Here is a 24,684-nt window from a genome sequence, read left to right as displayed (position 1 = left end):
TCAGTCAAAAATAAGAGGTCACTATGTTCGGGTTAAGTGCCCTTGAACTCGCAAGGATACAATTCGCATTTACAGTGTCTTTTCACATTATCTTTCCTGCCATTACGATAGGCTTAGCCAGTTTTCTTGCTCTGTTGGAAGGTTTATGGCTGAAAACGCGCAATACAGACTATAAAACGTTATACCACTTTTGGACGAAAATTTTTGCAATTAATTTCGGTATGGGAGTAGTTTCTGGTTTAGTCATGGCCTACCAATTTGGTACTAACTGGAGCTTCTACTCAGATTTTGCAGGAACTATCACAGGCCCCTTGCTGGTCTATGAAGTATTGACCGCATTTTTCCTTGAGGCAGGATTTCTTGGCGTTATGCTGTTCGGTTGGCATCGGGTGGGTGAAAAACTTCATTTTTTCGCTACCTGTATGGTCGCTCTCGGAACGATTATCTCCACCTTTTGGATCCTGGCATCCAATAGCTGGATGCAGACGCCACAAGGTTACGAAATTGTCAATAATCAAGTCGTTCCTGTTGATTGGCTGGCAGTTATCTTTAACCCTTCTTTCCCTTATCGCTTGCTGCATATGGGAACCGCCGCCTTTCTTGCCTCAGCATTCTTTATTGCTGCCTCTGCTGCCTGGCATTTGTTGAAAGGCAATAATTCATCAGCCATGCAGAAAATGCTGTCTATGGCGATGTGGCTGATCCTGATTATTGCTCCGTTACAAGCTATGATTGGTGATTTACATGGACTGAATACACTGAAACACCAGCCTGCCAAAATTGCTGCGATGGAAGGTCATTGGGAAAATCATCCCGGTGAGGCGACTCCACTCATTTTATTCGGTATTCCTGATCAAACAGCAGAAGAGACACGTTATGCCGTCAAAATTCCTTACCTGGCCAGTCTGATCCTGACACACAGTATTGATAAACAAGTTCCGGCATTAAAAGAATTCGTACCAGAAGATCGCCCCAATGCTTTCATGGTGTTCTGGTCATTTCGGGTCATGGTTGGGTTAGGGCTCTTAATGATTATGGCGGGCGTTTGGGGACTGTGGTTACGTTATAAAAAGCGCTTATACCAGAACCGGGCTTTCCTCCGTTTTATGCTCCTGATGGCACCTTCTGGCCTGATTGCCATCTTGGCCGGATGGTTCACCACTGAAATTGGCCGCCAGCCGTGGGTTGTCTATGGTTTGATGCGCACAAAAGATGCGGTTTCGGCCCACGGTGAAATCCATATGAGTATCAGTTTGCTGATTTTCTTTATTGTCTACAGCGCCGTATTCGGTGTCGGTTATGCCTATATGATGAAACTTATCCGTAAAGGTCCCAATAAGGAGTTAACCAATGGGCATTGATCTTCCTCTGCTTTGGTTTCTGATTATTACCTTCAGCACGATGATGTATATCGTGATGGATGGCTTTGATCTTGGTATCGGTATTTTGTATCCCATGATGAAGCAACAATCAGACCGTGATTTGATGATGAATTCGGTAGCACCTGTTTGGGATGGTAACGAAACCTGGCTGGTGCTCGGTGGTGCCGGGTTATTTGGCGCTTTCCCTCTGGCATATGCTGTTATTTTGGATGCGTTGGCGATCCCATTAACGGTTATGTTACTGGGGCTGATATTCCGTGGCGTGGCTTTCGAATTCCGTTTCAAAGCAACGCCAGCGCATCAACCTATTTGGGATAAAGCGTTTATTGCCGGTTCTATTATGGCTACTTTTACACAAGGCATTGTTGTCGGCGCAGTTATTGACGGTTTCCCAATCGAAAATCGCACCTATACTGGCGGTGTTTTCGATTGGTTCTCACCATTTCCGCTATTTTGTGGTTTTGGTTTGCTTATTGCTTATGGACTATTGGGATGTGGCTGGTTGGTGATGAAAACCGAAGGGCATTTGCAACAACAAATGTATGGTCTTCTACGCCCGTTAACCTTGTTGATGCTGACAGCCATCATTATCATCAGCTTTTGGACACCGGCTTCTCAACCCGCTATTGCCGAGCGATGGTTCAGTTTTCCTAACCTGCTATTCTTTATGCCTGTACCATTACTGGTCTTATTTTCAGGTTGGAAACTGCTGACTGCCAATCAGAATAGCAGCCATTACACACCATTTTTGGCCGCACTGTTATTAGTCTTTATGGGCTTCAGTGGATTGGGGATCAGCATCTGGCCAAATATCATCCCTCCGTTTATCAGTTATGAAGAAGCCGCTTCCCCTTCTCAATCACTGGGTTTTATGCTCGTTGGCGCACTATTTATTATCCCGATAATCTTGGTTTACACCTGTTGGAGTTATTATGTCTTCCGAGGAAAAATTACCCATGAACAAGGCTACCACTAAAACAGAGCACACCCATTCTCCATTATGGAAAAGATTGGGCTGGATGGTAATAATTTGGCTGTGTAGCGTATTAGCACTTTATGCTGTTTCCACTTTATTTCGTTTTTTAATGACAGCAGCAGGTATGAAAATTAAGTAATTATTAGATTTTCTACCCATTCAATATTGGCATATTTATTTCTTCGTTATACCCATTTTTTAATTTTTATCATATTAACTTATTTTCCCCAGTCACAATGGATTCTGTGTCTGGGGATTTATTAAAACTCTCTTCCAGAAAAATAATTTACCCACAAACTTAAAGACAGATTTAGAAAACAATCAGTAGCAACATATCTATTTTAGATATTCATTCAAATAATTTTAATATTAACAAATATATATTTTTACACTATAAATATATTCTCAACCATATTGTGTTTTTTGGGAAAAATAATATTCATACTAAATTTATATACGGAGTTTGATATGATCAAAATAACATTACTTACATTTTCAGGGCGGGAAAATTATCAATGGTTTTTTGACGGAACTGATATCAAACCATTATTAGATTTCATGCGAGATAAGAAAAAGGGAATAAACTTTGGCATAAGTGAAAGAAGGCTTGGATTTTCTGGTTTTTTTGTCGAAATTGAAGATTCTGCACAAGGGTCAGCACTTCAATATGGGCTCATTAATTCATTTCATATCTGTGATGGTATGGCGGAAAATTTACAAGACAGTAAAGAGCTTGGCTTAGTTTTACTTGAAAAATTTACCCAAGATGATCCACTCAAAAAACATGTAAAACAGGAAATACAAAATCTCCAGTCAGATAACATTGATACTTCCCTAAACGCTGAACAACAAGATGAAGAGCAAGAAGAACAGGAATACAAAGAGACTGAATTTAATCAAATACACGAACCAAGTTGGCATATGTCAGCAAAATTTACCAACCCATTAACTGGACGAGTTTATGATGTAGACGCAGCCAGGTATAACCAGGGTTTCTGGAATGATCCCACACGCATTGCTCTGAATAATTGTTATGCTTACGCATGTAACTACGCAAGTAACGATTACCCTCAACCCGGCAGTTACGGTGGTAAACCAATCACATTTCCTTATACAAAACGTTATCTTCAAGCTGTTATAGATGGGGCTATAGCTGATGGATTAGTTAAACTTGATGAATTTACAGATGCACAATATCATCCCAATTATGTTATTGCTCTCTATACTATGCCAGATAATTCATACAATTGGGATTACCATTGGTATCGGTTGGTTTTCGATCAGTACCGAACTCAGATGTGGGCACATAAACTTGGCAAAGAAAGGGTCAGAAAAACAGATAATCAGAAAAAAATTATAAGAGATCCTAACAAAGCCGACCGAGGAAAATATACTGTATTCGGAGGGTACTTTATCGTAAATAACCAGGTGAAAATAAAAGCTTAAAATAATATATAGCAGCAGAATCGGGGCGATCATTGTAATATAATTATTAACGGCTTCACTCTCGAACAGAATATATTACAACAAGTATCAATAATGAATGAAGCCGCTTTGCTTTTTGAAATTGCTCTTTTTAAAACCTCTCTTCTGAGCAAATTTTATTTCAATACTAAACCACCGTGTTATAAGCCAATAACGCTTTTTGGCACAATCTGGAACGCACACAGTCTTCCTGAGAAAAATGAATGACACTGATCGCTTCATCATCGGAGAACCTTTCTAATGCATCCAGCAATCCTGATGTGATATTGTCCGGTAAATCACACTGACTTACATCCCCATTCACAATGACGGTAATATTTTCCCCTAAGCGGGTTAAAAACATTTTCATTTGATTGATAGTGACATTTTGTGCTTCATCAAGGATCACAAACGCATTCTCAAATGTCCTGCCTCGCATATAAGCAAAAGGCGCTATTTCGACCTTTCCTATTTCAGGACGCAGACAATACTGTAAAAACGATGCTCCCATACGTTTTAATAAAACCCCATAAACAGGACGGAAATAAGGTGCAAACTTTTCTGCCATATCACCCGGCAGATATCCCAAATCTTCTTCTGCCTGCAATACCGGACGTGTCACAATGATTTTATCAACCTCTTTATTGATAAGTGCATCAGCCGCCATCACCGTACTGATAAAAGTTTTACCGCAACCTGCTTCACCATTAGCAATAACCAATTGTTTATTATTGATAGCCCGTATATAGCGATACTGCACTTCATTGCGTGGATGAATTTCAGATATGTCCTTGTTTTCGCGCGCCATCCCAATGGCTTCTACACCGCCAATTTGGACTAATGAAGTAACATTATTATCATTGTGATAACGAGATTGACGCATATCTTTTTTTAACATTCTCCTGACTTCACGACGAGATTTCATCACTGCTTTCTGTCTACTCATAGTCACACACCTTATCGTTGGCTTCACACTTGTCGTGTTCTATCACCGATGGCTCTATCACTGATAGAATAATTGCATTATATAGAATAGATGGGAGCTCCCTTTTCAGCTCATTAAGGCTCATAAAAAAACCGGTGCTAAAACGACCACCTTTTTATGGGTAGTTCAGTCTCAATCACCGGTTCACTTTCTAATTGAATTGTCATTGTTTCAGTGTCTGTCATCAGCATTCCTCGCATTGCCCGCTTTTTTATAACATTTTTTATAACAACCAGACCAAATCTAGCGGGCTATAATGTCAGTATAATGACAATTTTTTATTCATGACAAGGTAGCAATTTAAACTTTACTGAAACATTTTTTAACTTTTTATTGATAAAATAATAAACCAATGAAAGCCATAAAATAACAGACCAGAATATTTTAGTTATTTTTTACAATTACCTGCCAAATAATACCCGGCCTTCTGAGCTTCAAATTCCGAACGAAAATAAACAGCATTTTTATCAGCTACTGTCTTATATCCTGAGCAATGTGCAAAATGATAAATCTGGCTGTTTTTATTGCCTTTAATTATTTCACTTTGAGTAACTTTCGTCGTTGATTTTTTAACTGAAACCGGCTCAGTAATTGATTGGTATGAATTTAAATTTTGACTATTATTTTGCCTATTAATCCTTTGACCTGAATCTTTGTGCCCTAATTGCCATTTTTTACTTCCTGTAACAAATGGGTTATGGTGCCCCATAATACGGGCGATTCGATTATCCCGCTCCTGCTCCCAGGCTTCTACCGGATATTGGCGATCCCATGCCATCATTAATTGCTGTTGCTGACGTGACATCGTTAAATTATAGCGATCATGCATATAAAAATAGACTCTGGCGACCATCCCTTTCACTTTGTCACGCGGTTCAAAAAGGCGTAATTTGAAATCCACTTTGCTGCTACAAGCACCGTACATATTAGGCAAATTTTGGGAAGCCATTCCATAACTTAAATTACTGCGATCTCCATTAACTTCACCAATGGAAGGTGCCAGATTGTGCATATCCGATTCTATCGCGCGAAATACCGGATCATTTTCAATACAATTTTTTCTTCCGCCATTCTGCCAACATTGTCTCTGATGACCAAATACCCACGCTGGTACAATATGTTCCCACTCGATACGCTCAGCACGAGTTTGTTGTGCTCTGACTTGATAATGACAAGAGGCCAGATCAACACGCCCACCACTTTTACCTACCCATTGCCAATTACAGCCACAATACAAAGTACCAATGCCTGATTTTTCTTGCCCGTCATAAACATATTTTCGTGATTCTATTTTAGCCTGTTCAAAGTTGGCCGGCATACTCCATGCGCTAAAAGATGCAATGAATGCCAAAAATAAAAGATAATTTGTCCAAAGGCGAAATTTATTGTTCAAAATAATACCTATTCACTTGTTGTATCACACCAATCTGGTATCCTGCCTGATCAGACAAATAAATGATACATATTATTTGTTGAATTTCTCTTAAATGACTACTGTAGGATCAGTTTGCTAACTTAGTTTGTTTAAATCAATATCACTTAATTCATGCAATAAGTTAATTTATTGCACCTTTAAAGACTCAAATATTCTGTTTATTAAGCCATTGAATTCTATTTATTTGAGTAAAATTAAATCAACTTTACGATATTTAATAAAATAAATGACGATCAATACTAAATTTGAACAGCTTGAACACGAGCTACTGGATGTTGTGAAAAAATACACAGAAAATGAAGAGGTTACTATCAATACTATTCATACTTCAGAAAATCATTTACAAATTCAGGTTATCATTGCAGGTAAAAATCAGCTAGATATTACTTTAAATTCATTTTCTGATGAACTATAACCCTGTCCTATGTTTAAAAAACAAACACAAAAAACCATCTATTTTTCTAATGGTTCTTTGTGTTTTATTATTAACACTCACCGCGTTTCTTTTTGGGTGAGAAATGGCTAATGATAGCTTTTGAAATTCTTTAATCAGGAATTTATTATTCCTTTTTCAAGAATTAATTTCCAAAAAATTGTTACATGCATTCATTTTACTTTATTATCATCACGCCTTTTTTCCTATTGAATAAAATCATCTTTTTATAAAAATCAAATTAGAAAAGAATTAAATTCATATTACATATAAAAACATTAATCATGGTTTATAGTTTAAAATATTTCTTTATCGAAAGAAATATTTTAAACCAATAAAAATAAGTTATTGGCTGATAAAAAAAAGTGATTTGAAATAATCAAATAAAAAACACACCTTATACAAACCACAATCACTCTAAATTTAAATTTCATTAAAGAGGAAACAATCAAAAATAAAATCACATACAAATTCAGGAGGGGTAAAATCATAATAATATCAAATAATTATAACAACATGACCACTTAAATAATGCAGTCAACCTAAAACAATTTATAGTAGCCACATATTATTATCTAAGTCATAGGTTATAAGATACTTTAGATCTCAAAAACCATCATTAACCCCCTTATTAACTCTGTAAAATTATAGATAGGGCAATAATAATATGAAAAAAATAATTTTACTTACCAAAATATTTCTACTCAGCTTTTTTATTCCTGTTGTTAATGCTGATCCAAATCATAATGGTTACGATGTTGCCAACAAAATAACTCAAAGGTACTTTGATAATCAAAAATATTGTGGAGATGACGGTCTTCCTGCATTTTTATGTTCAGGAGTTTTACTGAGAGGAACCGTTGCTTCGGATAAATATCACTCATGGAATCCAAGCCCACATTCCCAGGAAAGTGGCGGTGTTTCATTCTCCTATTTGAGACATGATGTTAAGGATCTTGAATTAGCCAGTAATCACGAAAATGGTTATATTTTTTCTCCATACATTGAAAATCCTGCTGATAAAGTTCGCCCCGAAATTCTTTGCTATTTTCCCATTGACGGAGATACGGTAAACAGAAGTGACAAAGGATGTGGTCCTGATTCAGGAAATCCAAACAGCATTCCTTGCCAACAACAGGGCATTACCACAGCAGAACAGTGGGTCAATCATTATAGAAATGTTGTTCACTCCAGCCGCTTCGCCCAATGTGGTTTTGATGTCACAGGAACAGGAAGCGCAGATGCATTTATGCAAGGAATTAAAGTTCGCTCACTGATTCAGTTACCATTAAATAACGAACTCATTTTGGCTACCTGGCCCCAAAATATCCCGGATAAATTACCTATCGAAGCCTTCTTTTATCGTGATGAAGGGTTAAATAGCGCACAACATGATCAAAGAGATTTTTATCAGGTTACAGGGGTAATCATACCAATAATACAGATGACACTCCCTTCTGATAACAATCAAGGTATTAGCTTTAGCTATAATCCAGAAGATCAGGCTATTAATCCTTAGAATTAACAAGTTGAAATTAAGTACATCTAATTAAAAACAACAAAAATTATATCTTCATGCAAGATAAATTTTGAATAAAAAACCTAAGAGGCTATATAGAAAATCAACATATAAAAAACCAACAAAATTTCACATTAAATAATGTAGAAAGTACAACAATCAAACTAATATTTACATAACAGAAACAAGAGGTATTCAATGAAAAGTTTATATGATGTAACACTTGCTCCACCTACTTTTCCACAAGCAGATGAAACGGGCACTATCTATATACATAATCTCCAAGCAATGGAAAATGAATTCATAATAATGTATGTACCACACTACCCTGATGCTGATGTTGGGGATGAAATAATTGGCTATCTTTGTTTTCATGGTGATTGTTCAAATAGTGAAAATGGTGCTGTTATAAAATCATCGTCATATTATATGACGCCTGATAGGGTAGATCTTCCCCCATATGTCTTATTATTTCATATAAACGAAATCTCTATATATGGTAAATTTCAAGCTCATTATAAAGTAATCAGTCGTGGAAATGTTAATGAGTCACAAAGAGTAAATATAAATCTTGCATATTCGGATATATCCAGCTTGTCAAACTATATTCCCAGAGCACCTGAAGCGACAGGAAATCAAGGTAATTTACTGACAAAAGATGATTATTATAGGTTAGATCAATTGAGAATAGATGTGCCAGTTTATGATGGAATGGCTTCTGGGCAGATAGTCAATGTACAATGGCAAGGTCGTAAAGGTATTATATACTCAACACTACCTCAGACAGTATATGAAGCCATGCCGATGATATTCTATATTCCCCGTATGGAGTTCATTGATACAATTGGCAATACAGCAAAAGTACAATTTAAGGTAGAGAAATTAGTCAATAATACTGCTACGTATTCAGGAATTTTACATCTTGAAATTGCAGGACAAGAGCTTAATTTACCGGTACCCACCCTTTTCTACCGTGGTGATGGCACTATTCATGTTATAATAGAATATTCTGGTATGTCATTTGATCAAACAGTGGAAATCCGTGCGGTAGGTAAAACAGAGCTACAGACCCATTATAAACAGGTTGATGATCAAAACCAAATGGCAGTACCGCTACCCACTGATTGGATAGAAGAAAATCGAGGGCATCTGGTATTGATTGATTACGCAGTCGGTAGTATGTATCCCGGAAGGGAATATAGTTTTTCTCGTGTATTACGACAAATTCTATAAAACAAAATTCTGTGAAATAGAAGTTCTTTAACTTCTGACAAACCTCGTTGGATTAAACGAGGTTTTTTTGCATTTTTAACTGAAAACTATCTTCTGATAACCATAGCTAACAATATATTTTTTATTAATAGTACCATAATGGAACTTTTTTTGACCATTAAGTCAGGGTGTAATCCATGAAAATAGAAACCATCGATTTGAGTGCCGTAACAAATTGGATTCGTCTTTTTGGCAGATTTCTTGTCAAAATTAAAATACTTAACTAATATCAAACATAAATATATTAAATTATTTAATGGATAAAAATACAGTTAAGACATTTCTAATTCTAATATCAAAATCTCTAAGGTGCTTATATATGCTATCATATATTGGTAAATTCATTATTCTTCTCTCTGTACTTTATACATTACTGATACCATCTGCGATAATAAACGCCTTTGCTGATGAAAATCTAACAATTGAAAATTCTCTTCCCCAAGAAAGGGAGAGAAAAGATAACTTAACTATCCGTGTTAACGAATCAAATAAAAAAAATGATATACAGAAAGCAGATAACATTTCAGAAACAGAATTACCTGTTTTTTTTACAAAAAATATCCAGACAGTAGGTAATATACTGTCATCATCCTCTTCTGAACTAGTTGAAAAAGCTAAATCTTATGCCTTAGGTAAATTTAACAGTACCATTGCCTCCGAAGCCCAAAAATGGTTATCTCAATTTGGTACAGCAAAAATTAACTTTGGCCTTGATAGAAAAGGTAAATTAGAAAATAACTCATTAGATCTGTTATTACCCCTTTACGATAATAAAACGGATTGGCTCCTCTTTTCCCAATTAGGTTATCGCAATAAAGACAGCCGGAATACAGTTAACCTTGGTTTGGGAGGACGCTATTTTTATCAAAACTGGATGTATGGCCTGAATACATTTTATGACCATGACCTCACAGGTAAAAACAAGCGAATAGGATTTGGAGGAGAAATTTGGGGTGACTATATCAAACTTTCTGCCAACACTTATCGTCGCTTAAGCGACTGGCAGATTTCACGGAATTTTGAAGAACACCATGAACGCCCCGCCAATGGTTATGACATCAATGGAGAGTTCTTTCTGCCTGCCTACCCTAATTTAGGGGGCAAACTGTCTTATGAACAATATTTCGGCGAAAACGTAACCTTATTCAATCGGCATACCAAACAGAAAAACCCCAGTCTGGTTAAACTAGGAGTGACTTATACCCCAATCCCGTTGATAACAATGGGTGTGGATTATAGACAAGGTGAAGGTGGTCGCTCTGAAACGCAATTTTTGGCGAATCTAAATTATAGACTGGGAGTTCCTTTAGGCACTCAGTTATCACCAGAGAATGTAGCTGCTATGCGTACATTGGCAGGAAGCCGTTATGAATTGGTCGAAAGAAATAACAATATTGTACTTGACCATAAAAAAATCCCGATTGCTCAATTTTCTGTTCCAGAAACGATTGTGGGTTATAGCCATATGCAAAAAAACATTTCAGCTATATTCCCTGCTGATGCATCTATTAAACAGGTCCACTGGGCTATCAATGAAGAAAAAATATTTGAAAGCAAAAATGGAAAACTTTCTTCCAAGGTAGGTAAATCTATTCAGATTACATTACCGAAATTTTCACTTGATGAAAAAAATAATTATTCTATTTATGTTTTTGCTGAATTAACTAATGGTAAAAAAATAGGACCTAAGCAGATACAAGCTCTTGTCATGCCTTTTATGGTTAAAAAATGGAAAGAAGGAGAGCCTGTTTACATTATTCCAGAAAGAACTTCAAGAGATGATGGTAAGGCAACTTATATTCTTAAGCCTGTAATGACTTTTGATACAGAAATAGGAGCTCCAGTTCCTTGCGCTATTATTGAAAATTATCAATGGGCGACAGAGCCACATAATGATCTGGAGATTAAAATTGAAAAAGGCACAGCATCAGACGATTGCCCGAATATTGATAATTCTAAAAGCTCAGGAGATAAAATTCCTCTTACAACTGATAAACATGGGCGTATCACACAAAAAGTGACCTTAACTAGTGATAAAAATATTGGTAATGTAAATGTTTACCTGACAACAGATGGTGTACGTAAATCAATAGGAAAGATAGGGCATGAAGAAGGCAAAAAACCAACCATTCAGAGTATGACATTAGAACCATCAAATGGGTCTGTTCTTCCTGGTGGTTCATATAAAATTATAGCAACCATATCAGGTACGGATGATAAAAACAAAATCCCAGTTAAATGGAAACTCATGAAACCACAAAATGCAGGTCTATCGCTATCACCTTCAGAAGAAACCACAACTGTATCGAATGAAAAATTAACAGCAACATTGACAAGCAGTTCACAGAATACTCCCCCAGGCACTGTTGCTGAGGTGTGTTTGACTATTAACGGAGTACCTGAATCTCAAAAAACACATAAATGTATAGAAGTTAAATTTAAATCTCCGCCGGTGGATTTTGATATAGCATGGGTCAAACCGATCAATTTTGATAAAGATAAACCATTACTTGGTGATGGAAGTAGTGCATATACATTTGAAGCATTGATTGTTAAAAAAGGCACAGCAGGAACAACAAATGAGCCAATTGAAGGAAATACTTTCAGTAATGTATTATGGACTACAGAACCTGATCAGAAAAGTATTCATCAATTGCAGTTACATTCTACAGCTAACAGTATGACTACCGGGACTAAAAAAGATAATAAACCTGGAATCTTAACAATTACGTTAACAAGTAAAGTCGGGATTGGGTATATTTCAGCTTACAATAGTGATTCAAGTAAGGTTGGTCCTGGTGTTAACGTGACACTAACCATGCAAGATCCAAAAGGGCTTCCTGTTCACAAAACTTCCGCACATGTTATTTTCAAACCTAAAGATGAGCCAGCAGGAATACTTCTTTATAATGTACTTAGTGACAACCAAGAACCACAGAAAAAAATATTAACTCAGGACGGAAGACCACATAGTGCTTTCCCATCTATTGCAGGACAATTGATTAAATTAAATTCAGGCGATTTTGTGTCTACCGACAATGATTATGTGGGATATGATATTGATGGAGGTCATGACCTCTATTCTATTATTATAGATGGAAACGGGAAAATGCGTTTTTTATCTCCAGGTAATCCAGTAATAACCTTATTTATTACAAAACCCAATAAATCACAACACGCATATAAGTATATCGCAGACATAAAAAAATATTATGCAATAGAAGATACTACTATGAGGTCTTGGAATGATAATCCATCTTGTAAAAATTTTAATGAAGAAAATGTTACTTTAGAAGATATAACTCATATTCTTGGCGATGAGTATGGAAAAAATAAGCTTTATGATTGGGGACTGCTAGGTGGTAATACTCAGAATAAGGATAATGCAAAGATTTTGGTGACAAAAAAGAGTGTTTCTGATGAGGATGAATATGGAGTATATGATCTTATTTCTGGTAAATTCATTTCAAATAAAAATACATTAGGATTCTTATTATGTATTAGAAAACCATAAGATTGAAGTTATCACTGAAATATATGGAAATATTCAACTTCTATAACTGTCTATACCAATCTAACTTCAAGATGCGTGTGATTTCTCCCCCGCGAAGCGGGGAGAAATCAGGTTTCATATAGTGTTGTAAATTCAACTTGAAGTTTAATACGTATAAATGCTCACGTTTAACATAAAATAGCAATTACATAAAATCGGGTACAGGATCTTATACGGATTCAGTTCAACATGATGTTTCAGATAGATCTTTATCATCTTATCTGTTAACTATATACCTTTCATAAATAGTGAGAGTATTAATCCGCGGGGTATTTAGCTCGGGTTTCTTGCGGCTACAAGCCGCATGAAACCTAGATTCCTAAACAAGGTAAATTGCCACTCCGTTAATATCAGTATTTTGTGTTTCCTTACTCCGCGTGGGGTAAGGAACACTCTTATCATTTTGGAAAGCTATTTAGTCACAACAGTATTTATTGCGTTAATCCAACGTTTTTATCGTGATAAAATAAAGTTATCAACTGATAACTTATTTTCATTATACATATTTATGGTAAATGCATTATGATTGTTTAAATTTCTATTTGAAAATTTTTATTCTTTATAACTATTATAGTTTGTCTATGTTAACTATAGGGTTTTATATAAAACACATACAAAAAATAATATTAGCATAAATATAATTTATTGGAGTTATATATGAATATTGAAAATGAATTATTACAAAAGAAGAAACCTGATCTGGTTATCGTTCCATCAATAGCTAGTGGTTCAGATGTGCTTCCTGGGCAATTCCTTTCTGTGACTATAACGTTAACATCGGCTTCTGTACTTCCTGATACAATCAATGTAAAGATTATAGAAGATACTAATCATACTGTATCGTTAATTGATCAATCTAAGTGGAATACTATAGATCAATATTCTGGCAGTGTGACAGTTAAACTACAAATTGATGAGAGCTTAACACAAGGAAAGACTGCTACTTATACAATAGCACCTATCGCAGTTGGTGTTGCTTTGCCCGAAGCTCAGCCACAATCAGTTAGTTATAATGTTAAACAACTGAATGGTCGCTTTATTGAATTTAGCCCCGAAGAAAAATATATTCCGACTCCAGTTCAGGAAAACAGTATTAGTTCTGCCAGGAGTCAATATATTACACTTTCAACCACACTCAACGATATAAAGGGTGCAGCAATCAAAAATCTGGAAATTTTGGTATCAACGGATACTTTAGAAAGATTAGGACGAGTTTCCCTTGCCACAGACGAACAGGCCCCTAAACTTATCACACCCCAAATGATTTATGGTAAAGGGGCTTTTTACATTAAAAGCGATGACAAAGGAAAAATTAGTTTTCGGGTATACCCTAAACAGCATCAACCAGTACGGCTTGATTTAGATGCCGAAGTTGTAGGTCCTATTTCACCCCGAACTGCAAGTACTATTTATGTTGTCAATTTAACTCGCTATCTGCCAACAATGGCTTATCCTAATATCTTAGAAGCCGGTGAAGGTGGAGTGCTTACACAAGATTTAGGAGGTTCAAACAAATTTCATGTTGAGATTCAATCCTATCCTAACTACCAAGATACTGATAATATTATCTTCTTTATTAAAGACATGGAGACACATCAAGTTAAACAGTTAGGTAAAATACGTAAACTTAAGAGCATAACTAATCTGGATAGTTATCGTTTTTCATTCCCTTATGATGATTTAATGCTTAATCGAGACGAGTCTATATATTATGTTATTGCACCAATGAAAGGTGAACTACAGTATTCTGATATGGCGGGTTTAACTTATGTTGGAAACTCGGAATCTTCTCCGCTTGAAAATATTTCCCGAGTTTACGATGAGGCAAAAGTTTTTTCCAGTTACGCGAATGCTAATATTAATGTCTATACTGATAACGCAGATGAATTAGTTGATGGGGATGACATCATAATAACTACCATCAACCAACAAAAACAATATATTGGTGATGGGAGTGGAGAGGGTGTAACCGGTTTATATGTGACCGTATTCGGAACCAATGATTCAAATAATACTAAATTACCAAAACTTGGATCATCAGGGCATGTTAATTTGTATATTACTTCACCTACTTCCCGGAAAAATCAGCAAAAATATCCTTTTACGTTACCATCTCAAGTTGATCAAGGGCAACCGACATCACACATTATGGTTTCTATACCTTATTGCGATCTCAACCGTGTAGCAGGGCCTCATTTGGGAGGAACGGGTTCACTATATTTTGATTATTATACTGAAGATGCTTCTGGTACTAAGACATACAGTAAAGTGTGGCGAGCTAATATTGATACAGTATATCCAGAACAAGCAGAAGATGATAATGATGGTTGCCCTCCTTTGCCGACAGAACAGCGAAATTAACAGACGACTATCAGTGATGAAGTTCAAAGCAAACTCATTACAAGGAAATAATGGTTTATTTTTTACATGTGGTTAATTTAAGTTGAATTTGAATATGTTTAATGTATTATGAATATATTAAATCATTTCCTTGTAATAGACATAAATTAATACACATCTAGATATCCATAAATATAATCGGTTAATTTTTATACCTACAAGATAATTTAATAAAATATAGTTATTCATATTTTATTACTCTATATTACAATATGATTTTTAATTCATTATAATTGAGACTTCTTATCAAGTAGTTAAACTAATATTGATATTAAGAGAGGCTATAAAATGAAAAGAAATATATCAATAGATGAAAACACGATATCGATGTTTTTTGAAAAGGAATTTATGCAAGTGCCAGATAGAGATAATTCATTATCAGAAAGTAAATATATTAGAGCAATAGCATTGATTAGAGATAAGGAAGGTATCACATTACCTAATATTTCTGTTGCTATTTTAGAAACAAAATATACTAATTTTGATGATGTTAACCTTTATTCTGCTGATAAAAAAACTCCTTTGAAAATACAAAATATTGACACTAAGTCTCGCGGTTTCTTTATTGACTCAGATGATAACGGGCAATTGATTTTTTATATTTACCCTAAAAAATTAACATCATTAGTGTTTCAAGTTGAATCTTGTGTACCAGGGTTAACGGGACACGTGATATCAAAAAACAAGATATTTATAATTGATAATAATAAAGTAGATCATGAGCTTCCACCTATTGATATTGAAGGAAATGGCGAATATTTTCAAGGGGATCCTGAAACAAGTTATTTTAATATGCTCATTCCTTCTTATTTTGACGCTAAAGTTCATGATACCATTCTGTTTTTTGTTGATAATACATATACTTATCAATCAATTTCCGTAGATAACCTAGATGATTTAGGTAATAGTTATAAGTCATTGCCATATAATATTTTCCCTAATAATAAAAAAGTTAGTTTTTTTTATACTATTGTTGATCATTTAGGTAATTCTAGATCTTCAGATGAATTAACCATATATTATAGAGGGGGAGGGAAAAATAAACCATTAGACGATTTGGAAAGAACATATAGTGCATGTAAAGTTTACAATAGTTATGGTGTTTCTAGTGCTAATCTTCTTGTAAATAGTATAAATAGTAGGATACATGAAGTTGATGTGAAAAATCGTTGTAATAATGAACATCATGAGGGATTGTTCATTCTGATAGAAGGAACAAATGATCCTACAGATAAAACAAAAGTTCCCGTAGGTGCTGAAGTAACATTATATTTATATATTAACTCGGTTAGGTATCAAATTTCACAAAATTATCAGTCGGCAAAAAAGATAATGGAACTTCAAAAAGGAATTTTTGGTGATAATAAAATAACTTTCGGCATTCCCTTTAAATATGTTGGACATATTTTTAGTGGACAAATTTATTTAGATTATAAAGTCAATTATTATGGAGACATTTACTACGGGAAAATATGGGAATCACAAATTAATACAATCCTTCCTGGAGGAGATGCTCATCCAGATAATGATAATTGTCCAGATGAAAAAACTTGGTCTGGTATATGGTAGAATGGTTTTTATTAGTGAAATATCCTTTATTGATAGGTCATGATTTATCATTATTAACTTTAATATAAAAAATTATATTTCATAAAGGCGATTTATATATGATTTATATGAGGTGAAATATGTTTAAAGCAGAAAAATTAATATTTGATGATAGTATTGATTTAATTTTATCTGTAAAAAATGGAGCTGATGTTGTTATTGGTCAGAAATTTTACCTTGAAATTTTAATTAGTTCAAAGAATAAAATTCCAGACTCATTAAATATAGAAATAGAAAATCAGAAAGGATTTGAACATATAGAAAATATTCGTAGTTTTAGTTTGTCAAAAGATAAAAAATCAGCCAAAATGGTAGCTTATTGTATTGTTGGAGGTATTGACTTATTAAGTCCAGGTGATGAAATTTCCTTTACTCTTTCAGGCATTGAAAGAGTAGTAAAATATTATGCAAAGAATTTAATTAAACATACTATCCAATTGTATAAAGACAAAAAAATATGTATAACACCAAGTGGGCATAATCAATTGTCTAATAATAGTGATCATTATGTTAAATATTATACCAGATTATTTGATACTCGTGGTCAGTTATTGAGAAATACCCCTATTCAGATTTTTTCTGAAATTAAAGATCATATAGAAAAAAAAGTCATTATTACTACTGATCCTAGAGACTCAACACAGATACCTCAACGTATAATACCATTTATTCATGATGATAAAATTGAGGTAACAGTTACTAGTGATAACGAGGGAAGAATTAGGTTTAGAGTTTATGCAATGCGAAACAAGCCTGTTATTTTGGAGCTTATCAGTAAAATGGAAGGAGTTGGATATCAATATTATTCTGGTAATATATATATCATTACATCTTCACCTATAAAAGAAGAATATTTACTCGATGAACCATATATTTTTGAACTTTCTGGAGAAGTATTAAGCGGAAATGGCAGGAAATTATTTGAGGTTCAAATCAGCTCTTATACTAATTCATCAATAACAGATAGTGTGTTATTCTTTACTAAGAGCAAACCGGATGGTTCATTAGATCCTGAAGGGTTAGTTTTACCTGTAAAAAAAATTTCCGATGCTTCTAATCCAGGTGAAAATAATTACATTTTTAGAATGCCAAGAGATATTTTTCCATTTAAAAAAAATTCAGAATTTTACTATGTGATTGCTCCTATGAATGGAATAAGTCAGTATTCTGGTAAGAGAACTGTCAGATATATAGGTAATGAAATTAATGCGCCTAATAAGGATGTGAAGAGGACGTACAATATACCTACTATATTTTCAAGTTTTGCGGATATTAATAATGATCCCAAACTTGAAAATTCAGAGCAATATATCATTCTAAATAATGAAAACGTGAATTTAGAGAAGATATCTAACTATCCTGTCAGTGGATATGAATTGTATGTAAAAATTTTGGGGACTAATGACGATAATGATCCTTCTTATCCTATTTGGGGGGAAAATGTTTATTTAAGATTATATGTTAAATCGAACAATAAAAATTTTAATCAAACATTAAAATTCATAGTTTCTAATGAACCTGATAAAATAAAAGGAAAAACTTCCTCTATCATTGTAAAGTTTAAATATCCCGAATTTAATGAGATTAAATCTGATCCTAACAATGGTGCTCCAGGTGTTATTTATTTTGAATATTATACAATTGACCCATCTACTCAAGAAAAAACGTATAGCCATTACTGGAAAAGTATGATTGATACAGATAGTTATGAAAAATAATTGTTTGAAGTTAATTAATTATAAGCATATTTTTTCTTATATATCAAATGGTTATCTGTTATAATATAGTATTAAGATTTTAGCGGTAAGGCATGGATAAAATTGATATTTATTATCTATTACCACAAATCATAAAGTGTCAAAAGGCATAGCAAAGAAACTCTTCTGTTATCATTGCTATGCCTACAATAAGGTATTTCAATTAAAATAATCTACCAGAACCTGCGAACCACTCAATCAGTTTAAAACCATATCAGTTACTGTTAGCCATTGAATACCACATGAGAATGTTATATATGCCATGGATCATTGAGAGTATAATAAATAACACTATTTCCTAGATCCTAAATCATCATCCTGTTCACTGCCGCTAATTTTTCTGTTTAACTCATAGCAACGTATTATTTTGCTTTCGTTAATCAAGAATCTGGCAAATACTTCAAATTCAACATGTTCACCATCCTTTTTTATTGCTTTTACTATATGGTGTGTATGGACATTATTTTCTTTTTCCGCAATGGATAAAATATTGACCTTCGTACTTATCAAAGTTTCTTTTAATAAATTTATGTGAGAAATAAAATCATTAAAATTAAGTTCATTACCATTTACTACTTGAACATAATTCTTGGGAAAATATTCCTCAATGGTTGAATTATTAACATCATTATTTTCAAGTATACGTTTTAAAGAATTTATCACTATATTAGAATAAGACAAAATATATCCTCCATAAAAAAGAAAATAGTGGTTACAGCCCCGTTAATGATGATGATCTTTGAAAATTACTAGAGTAATCACCCAACAGATAAAAATTCTGCTGGGTATATAGTATTTTAATATCCGCTAATACCAAAATAGGTTAGGTTAGCGAACGACTAATACAGAAATATTTGCATACCCTACGATACCCGATGCATTCGAACCCAGCAGGTGGGTTGAGATATCAGGTCTTCGCGAACCGACGACAATCAGGTCGGCATCAATCTCACGGGCAGTAGAAAGCACTTTGTCACGTGGAGAACCAAAGGCAACAGAGTACGAAACTCTATCCTTCGGCAAATTGATTTTTTCTACCACTTTTTTGAGTTCCTCTTCGGAATTTGCAATGGCTTTTTTCGCAAAGGCGCTCAGTAAATCATAATGATAGCTATAGCTTACAGAAAATCTCGAAATATCAGGAACTGAGTGAAAAAGATGCACTTTTGCATCAGAGATTTTTGCCAAAAATTCCGCATGCTTAAGCGCATTGTCAGTCAGATGATCTTCAGCAATATCTATTGGAACTAAAATCATTTTATACATATTTACTCCCCTGTAATCGAATATATACCCATTGTCTCTCAAATTACGCTTTATCAGCAATCTATTGAAATAGATAGGGTATAGCCGCTAACCATTACGTTTTAACCATCAATAAAACCACAACAAAAACCGATAATAATTATCAATGCGAATAACTATCTCACAACCAATACAGATGTTTTCGCATATCTGACAACTGCCGCAGAGTTAGAACCTAATAAATGGGTAGTAATATTCGGCCGCCTTGAGCCAATCACTATCAGATCAGCTTCGATTTCATCTGCTGTAGAGGTGATTTCGTCTCTCGGTGAGCCAAAAGCAATTGAATAACTGATACGATCATTCGGCAAATCAATGGAAGCAGCCAACTTACTCAAATCTTCTTCAGCCTTAATCGTCGCTTTGTCTTTAATTTCCATGTACCCTAATGCATAAGCATTAATAATCGCGGATGAAATAGGTAATACATGTAAAATATGCAACTTAGCACCTGTTTCTCTGGCAATGTTAAGCGCGCAGTGAACAGCCTTGCTTGTCAGTTCATCTTCAGAGATATCTACTGGTAATAAAATAGTTCTGTACATATGCACGCTCCTATTATTTAACTACCTAAAATTAACTGATTCTCCAAGTATATTAAGCTCCAGAATAACTTACTGTGAGTTGTCTAACAACTCAACATCTTAGCGCTTATCCAAACCAATAAACAGGGGTTTAACCTGACAAAATCACAAGCATAACAATTTGTTTTAAATTAAAAACATTGGGAGATTATGGCGGCACATCAAAAAAGTCTGGTACACAAATTTTAATCTGTGATGTATTGAAAAATTGGTTCAATCGCAAAAATTAACATAAAAAAGCGCTGAATATCAGCGCATTATAATAAGATAAAGATCGCATTAATCTTTTTTTTCTAACGGGAATGGAGCTGGATGCTTTGCGTTGTAGTTAAAGGTATACATGGCTGTTATAACCATCATTACCACCAGCGTCCAAACTACTTCTTTTGCACCTGTCCCCAATACGGCCCAAATGCAATAAATAAAGGCAATGAAGGTGATCACAATATAACGCGTTTTTTCCTGTCCAAAGTGACCATGACCAAGCAGCAGCAAGGCCGCACAAGTGTACAAATAAGGTATTAGGGTAAAAATCACTGATACGGATGAAACCAGGCTGAATTCTTTCGCCGCATCAGGAGAGATGCTACTGAACTGCACAATCGTCATCAAAACACCCAAAATTAATAATCCATCCACAGGCGTTCCGGCCTTGTTCACTTTGGCAAAAATTTTAGGGAATAAACCATCATCTGCCGCAGCTTTTGCTGTCTGCCCGGCAAGCAATGTCCAACCGCCTAATGATCCTAAACATCCGGCTGCTGCACAAAATGCGACTATTGCACCGGCAGTATCGCCCAGTGCCAGACGTGCCGCATCACCAAACGGAGAAGATGAAACGACTAATGTTGCGTTGGGGATCATCCCCATAATGACACTGCTGGACAACACATAACACACAGCAGCAATCAATACACCGCCGATAGTCGCAATCGGCACGTTCCGCTTTGGATTTTTGACGACTCCCGCGGCAACTGAGGCACTTTCAACACCAATAAAAGACCATAATGTCACGTTTAAGGTGCTTTGAATGGCACTAATAGTATCTAATCCACTGACATTCCAGGCATTCATGTAGGTTGAGCCACTAAACCAGAACCAGCCAAATACAGCAACTGCGACAATCGGGATCAGGGCGAGTGTTGTAGCCACGGCCTGTACTCTGGTTATGACATGCGGGCCGATAATATTCAAAAACACAAAAATCCACAGTATCGCTATACAGGTGAATGTAGAAATGATTGGATCTTTTAGGATAGGGAAAAAATAACTGATGTAACCTACCCCAATCACGACCATAGCAATATTCCCAATCCAACAGGCCAGCCAGTAAAGTACGTTGGTCTGATAACCTAAAAATGGCCCAAAAGCCCGTCTGGCATAGGCATAAGAACCACCTGGGCTATCATCCAATGAAGACATCTTGGCATATACCATAGATAGCCCGACCGCACCAATGATGGTTACCAGCCATCCCAGGATAGCAATCCCTCCCGTCGCTGCCAAGCTCGCCGGTAGCAGGAAAACTCCCGATCCCATGATGTTCCCCGCTACCATCAGCGTAACGGGGATTAAACCCACTTTTTTGGTGTCTGCAATCGTAGCCATAGTTTATTTTCCCTTACGCTTAATACACATGACATGATAAATACCATCAATAATCTCCGTTCCTTCTGTTTCATGCTCAAAGCCAGGGAATTCACGATCCCATTTTTGCAACGCATGCAAGTAACCAATTTGCGGGCTGTTTTTGTCACCGAAGTTTTCCCCTGACATCAACATGGGAATGCCGGGTGGATAAGGAATAATTGAGTTCGCCGCAATGCGGTGAGGAAGTTTATCGAGTGCCACCAATTCCACATTATTGGTCACAATCGCCTGATAAGCCGTTCGTGGTGTCATATCAACTTCAGGTAACGCAGCATAAGCCTGATTCAGTTTTTCACCCGGATTATTCTTATATAAGTAAGCGAACATTTTATCGCCTAAATCTTTTACTCCTAACTTGCCATACACTTCTTGATGTTCGTTCACCAAGTCAGGTAATACTTTACTCATAGGTGTATTCGCATCGTAGTGATGTTTGAAAGACAATAAGGTATTCAGCAAAGTCCCCCATTTCCCTTTGGTAATTCCCATTGAGAACAGGAACATGATTTGAAAATCAGTCGTGCGCGTCGGGACAATACCATGTTGACTTAACCATGCCGTCACTAACGCTGCTGGTACACCCTGTTTTAATAACTTACCATTATCTCCCATACCCGGTGTCAGGATGCTGACTTTGATAGGATCAAGCATACTCCAGTCATTGGGCAAATCCTCAAACCCATGCCAACTATCACCCGGATCCATCGTCCAGCAGCTTTGTTCTTTGGTCAGTAACTCTTTTGGGGCATCAGCAAAAGCAATTTTCTTACCAGTCGCAGGATCTGTTACTTTTTCCTGATTCCAGGGCTTAAAGAACCAATCGCCCTTTTTACCAAAATCCCGATACAAGTGCGCCAATGCCTGACGAAAATCGACCGCTTCCTCAATCACTTCCTGTGTCAAAGAATAACCACTGTTACCATCCATCATTGAGACAGCAACGTCATTTGAAGCACAGATCGCATACAAAGGTGATGTTGTCGCATGCATCATATAAGCTTGATTAAATCTTGAAAAATCAATCGGATTGCGGCCATCACGTACATGAATGAAAGAAGCTTGCGAAAGGGCATTCAATAACTTATGAGATGAATGAGTGGCAAAAACAGTTGGCCCTTTATGCTTTTTAGGATCACCCCGCATGGCATAATGATCATGATAGATAGGATTAAAACGGGCATAACCATACCATGCTTCATCGAAATGTATTCTATCGACACTTTTATCCAGCAGGTTTTGTACATGTTTGGCGTTATAACAAACACCATCATAAGTACAATTCGTCACAACGGAATAAACGGGTTTTTGCTTCACTTTATCTTTGGTTAGTGGGCTCTGTTTCAGTTTTCTCTGGAGTGTCTTCGTCTCCATTTCCTGCGGATAAATGGGGCCAATAATGCCATATCGGTTACGGCTCGGCAGCATATAGACAGGCTTTGCCCCTGTTAAAATAAGCCCCTGCTCAATGGATTTATGACAATTACGGTCGATGATAACGATGTCATCTTCTGTCATACAGGCTTGCATTATCGTACGGTTAGAGCCTGATGTACCGACAACAACAGAATAAGAATGGTCTGCACCAAATACTCTGGCAGCGTTTTTTTCACTCTCGCCAAACGCCCCACTGTGATCCAACAGCGACCCCAGTGAAGATCGCTCAATTCCCATATCCGTACGAAAAAGATTCTCTCCGTAGTAATCATGATAAATGCGACCAACAGGTGTTTTATTAAACCCAACACCACCCTGATGCCCTGGCGCTGCCCAGGAATATTCATAGACTTTTCTGTAATTCATCAAAGCTGACATCAATGGCGGTAATAATTGTTGGCGATAACGGTGCATGGCTGCAATAGCCCTACCGGCAATAAAATCTGAGGAATCTTCAAGTATCCAGGCAAATTCGGCTAATTGTTCCAACATCTCATGATTCAATAAAAATACCGTTTTTTCCCGATCGCTTAATAGAAATACCGGTACATTTTCTTGACGCTCAAACAGTTTATTCAGTAATTTTTGGATTTGCTGAAATAAGTCATCATCCATCAATGCACAACTTACCATTAAACAATCAAACGACTCGTTGGCTGCAATTATCGTATAACTGTCATCAAAAGAGTCTGCAATAACAACGTCAACGTCCCGTTCAATTAATTTATCTGCCAAGCGGTGCACTGCATTTTCGATATAGTAGCTATAATGCCTTGTACCCACTTCGTTTTTTGCTATCAATACCTTCATGATGTTTTCCTATCAAAATGACAAATGAACTGAGTGTTACCTGGCGCTTGCCATAGAATGATTAACATAATCAGGAAAATTACACGGTTATCACTGCTATAACATTGCATCAAAATT

General features: G+C 35.8%; 18 protein-coding genes. 11 read left to right on the top strand and 7 right to left on the bottom strand.

The genetic code is table 11. The features are described 5' to 3' along the window. Positions 1–23 precede the first annotated feature (23 nt). The 4 genes from Xind_RS09345 (at position 24) to Xind_RS09330 (ending at position 3,804) form a co-directional block, all read left to right on the top strand. Entirely contained in the window at positions 24–1,361 is a 1,338-nt protein-coding gene (locus Xind_RS09345; RefSeq protein WP_047683570.1) for a cytochrome ubiquinol oxidase subunit I, read from the top strand. Next, complete coding sequence (gene cydB / locus Xind_RS09340; protein ID WP_187649921.1) at positions 1,351–2,358, top strand: cytochrome d ubiquinol oxidase subunit II; 1,008 nt, start codon at positions 1,351–1,353, stop codon at positions 2,356–2,358. Before Xind_RS09345 ends, cydB begins: the two co-directional genes overlap by 11 nt. Further along, positions 2,315–2,497 (top strand): DUF2474 domain-containing protein, encoded by a 183-nt coding sequence (locus Xind_RS09335; protein ID WP_156115390.1) that lies wholly within the window; start codon positions 2,315–2,317, stop codon positions 2,495–2,497. The genes cydB and Xind_RS09335 overlap by 44 nt, the downstream gene beginning before the upstream one ends. Positions 2,498–2,826: 329 nt before the next feature. Continuing rightward, positions 2,827–3,804 (top strand): hypothetical protein, encoded by a 978-nt coding sequence (locus Xind_RS09330; protein WP_187649920.1) that lies wholly within the window; start codon positions 2,827–2,829, stop codon positions 3,802–3,804. Positions 3,805–3,970: 166 nt separating this feature from the next. Here Xind_RS09330 and phoH read toward each other — a convergent pair whose 3' ends face one another. Together phoH and Xind_RS09320 are read right to left on the bottom strand one after the other, a co-directional pair. Continuing rightward, a complete protein-coding gene (gene phoH / locus Xind_RS09325; RefSeq protein WP_187649919.1) occupies positions 3,971–4,768 on the bottom strand; it encodes a phosphate starvation-inducible protein PhoH in 798 nt (265 codons plus the stop codon). Positions 4,769–5,195: 427 nt separating this feature from the next. Continuing rightward, a complete protein-coding gene (locus Xind_RS09320) occupies positions 5,196–6,200 on the bottom strand; it encodes an endonuclease (RefSeq protein WP_047683561.1) in 1,005 nt (334 codons plus the stop codon). A gap of 268 nt (positions 6,201–6,468) precedes the next feature. Here Xind_RS09320 and Xind_RS09315 point away from each other — a divergent pair, with 268 nt between their 5' ends. The 7 genes from Xind_RS09315 to Xind_RS09285 all read left to right on the top strand — a co-directional run bounded on the left by Xind_RS09315 (position 6,469) and on the right by Xind_RS09285 (position 18,745). Beyond that, entirely contained in the window at positions 6,469–6,657 is a 189-nt protein-coding gene (locus Xind_RS09315; RefSeq protein WP_047683557.1) for a hypothetical protein, read from the top strand. A gap of 685 nt (positions 6,658–7,342) precedes the next feature. Beyond that, on the top strand, positions 7,343–8,194 hold the full coding sequence (locus Xind_RS09310; protein WP_187649918.1) for an N-acyl homoserine lactonase: 852 nt from the start codon (positions 7,343–7,345) through the stop codon (positions 8,192–8,194). Between the two features lie 198 nt (positions 8,195–8,392). Further along, entirely contained in the window at positions 8,393–9,427 is a 1,035-nt protein-coding gene (locus Xind_RS09305; protein WP_187649917.1) for a hypothetical protein, read from the top strand. A gap of 358 nt (positions 9,428–9,785) precedes the next feature. Beyond that, the gene (locus Xind_RS09300) at positions 9,786–12,980 is read left to right on the top strand and encodes an inverse autotransporter beta domain-containing protein (protein ID WP_187649916.1); all 3,195 of its coding nucleotides are present in this window, start codon (positions 9,786–9,788) and stop codon (positions 12,978–12,980) included. Between the two features lie 696 nt (positions 12,981–13,676). Further along, on the top strand, positions 13,677–15,380 hold the full coding sequence (locus tag Xind_RS09295) for a hypothetical protein (RefSeq protein ID WP_187649915.1): 1,704 nt from the start codon (positions 13,677–13,679) through the stop codon (positions 15,378–15,380). A gap of 327 nt (positions 15,381–15,707) precedes the next feature. After that, entirely contained in the window at positions 15,708–16,988 is a 1,281-nt protein-coding gene (locus tag Xind_RS09290) for a hypothetical protein (protein WP_187649914.1), read from the top strand. A 119-nt stretch (positions 16,989–17,107) separates the two neighbouring features. Next, a complete protein-coding gene (locus Xind_RS09285; RefSeq protein WP_047683545.1) occupies positions 17,108–18,745 on the top strand; it encodes a hypothetical protein in 1,638 nt (545 codons plus the stop codon). A 330-nt stretch (positions 18,746–19,075) separates the two neighbouring features. Here the strand turns inward: Xind_RS09285 and Xind_RS09280 are convergent, their stop codons facing one another. The 5 genes from Xind_RS09280 to adiA all read right to left on the bottom strand — a co-directional run bounded on the left by Xind_RS09280 (position 19,076) and on the right by adiA (position 24,567). Further along, positions 19,076–19,465, bottom strand: coding sequence for a nuclear transport factor 2 family protein (locus Xind_RS09280; protein ID WP_187649913.1), 390 nt, complete (start codon positions 19,463–19,465; stop codon positions 19,076–19,078). A 147-nt stretch (positions 19,466–19,612) separates the two neighbouring features. Beyond that, positions 19,613–20,050, bottom strand: coding sequence for a universal stress protein (locus Xind_RS09275; RefSeq protein ID WP_047683539.1), 438 nt, complete (start codon positions 20,048–20,050; stop codon positions 19,613–19,615). 155 nt (positions 20,051–20,205) lie between these two features. After that, positions 20,206–20,634, bottom strand: a complete 429-nt coding sequence (locus tag Xind_RS09270) for a universal stress protein (RefSeq protein ID WP_047683536.1) — start codon at positions 20,632–20,634, stop codon at positions 20,206–20,208. A 318-nt stretch (positions 20,635–20,952) separates the two neighbouring features. Beyond that, positions 20,953–22,281, bottom strand: coding sequence for an arginine/agmatine antiporter (gene adiC / locus Xind_RS09265; protein ID WP_047683533.1), 1,329 nt, complete (start codon positions 22,279–22,281; stop codon positions 20,953–20,955). Between the two features lie 3 nt (positions 22,282–22,284). Continuing rightward, positions 22,285–24,567 carry an arginine decarboxylase gene (adiA, locus tag Xind_RS09260; protein WP_047683530.1) on the bottom strand — a complete coding sequence of 761 codons (2,283 nt, stop codon included), beginning with the start codon at positions 24,565–24,567 and terminating at the stop codon, positions 22,285–22,287. Between the last annotated feature and the right edge of the window lie 117 nt (positions 24,568–24,684).

The sequence above is a fragment of the Xenorhabdus indica genome (assembly GCF_014467235.1).
In the GTDB taxonomy this organism is placed as follows: Bacteria; Pseudomonadota; Gammaproteobacteria; order Enterobacterales; family Enterobacteriaceae; genus Xenorhabdus; species Xenorhabdus indica.
This window is presented reverse-complemented; position numbering and strand designations above follow the sequence as displayed.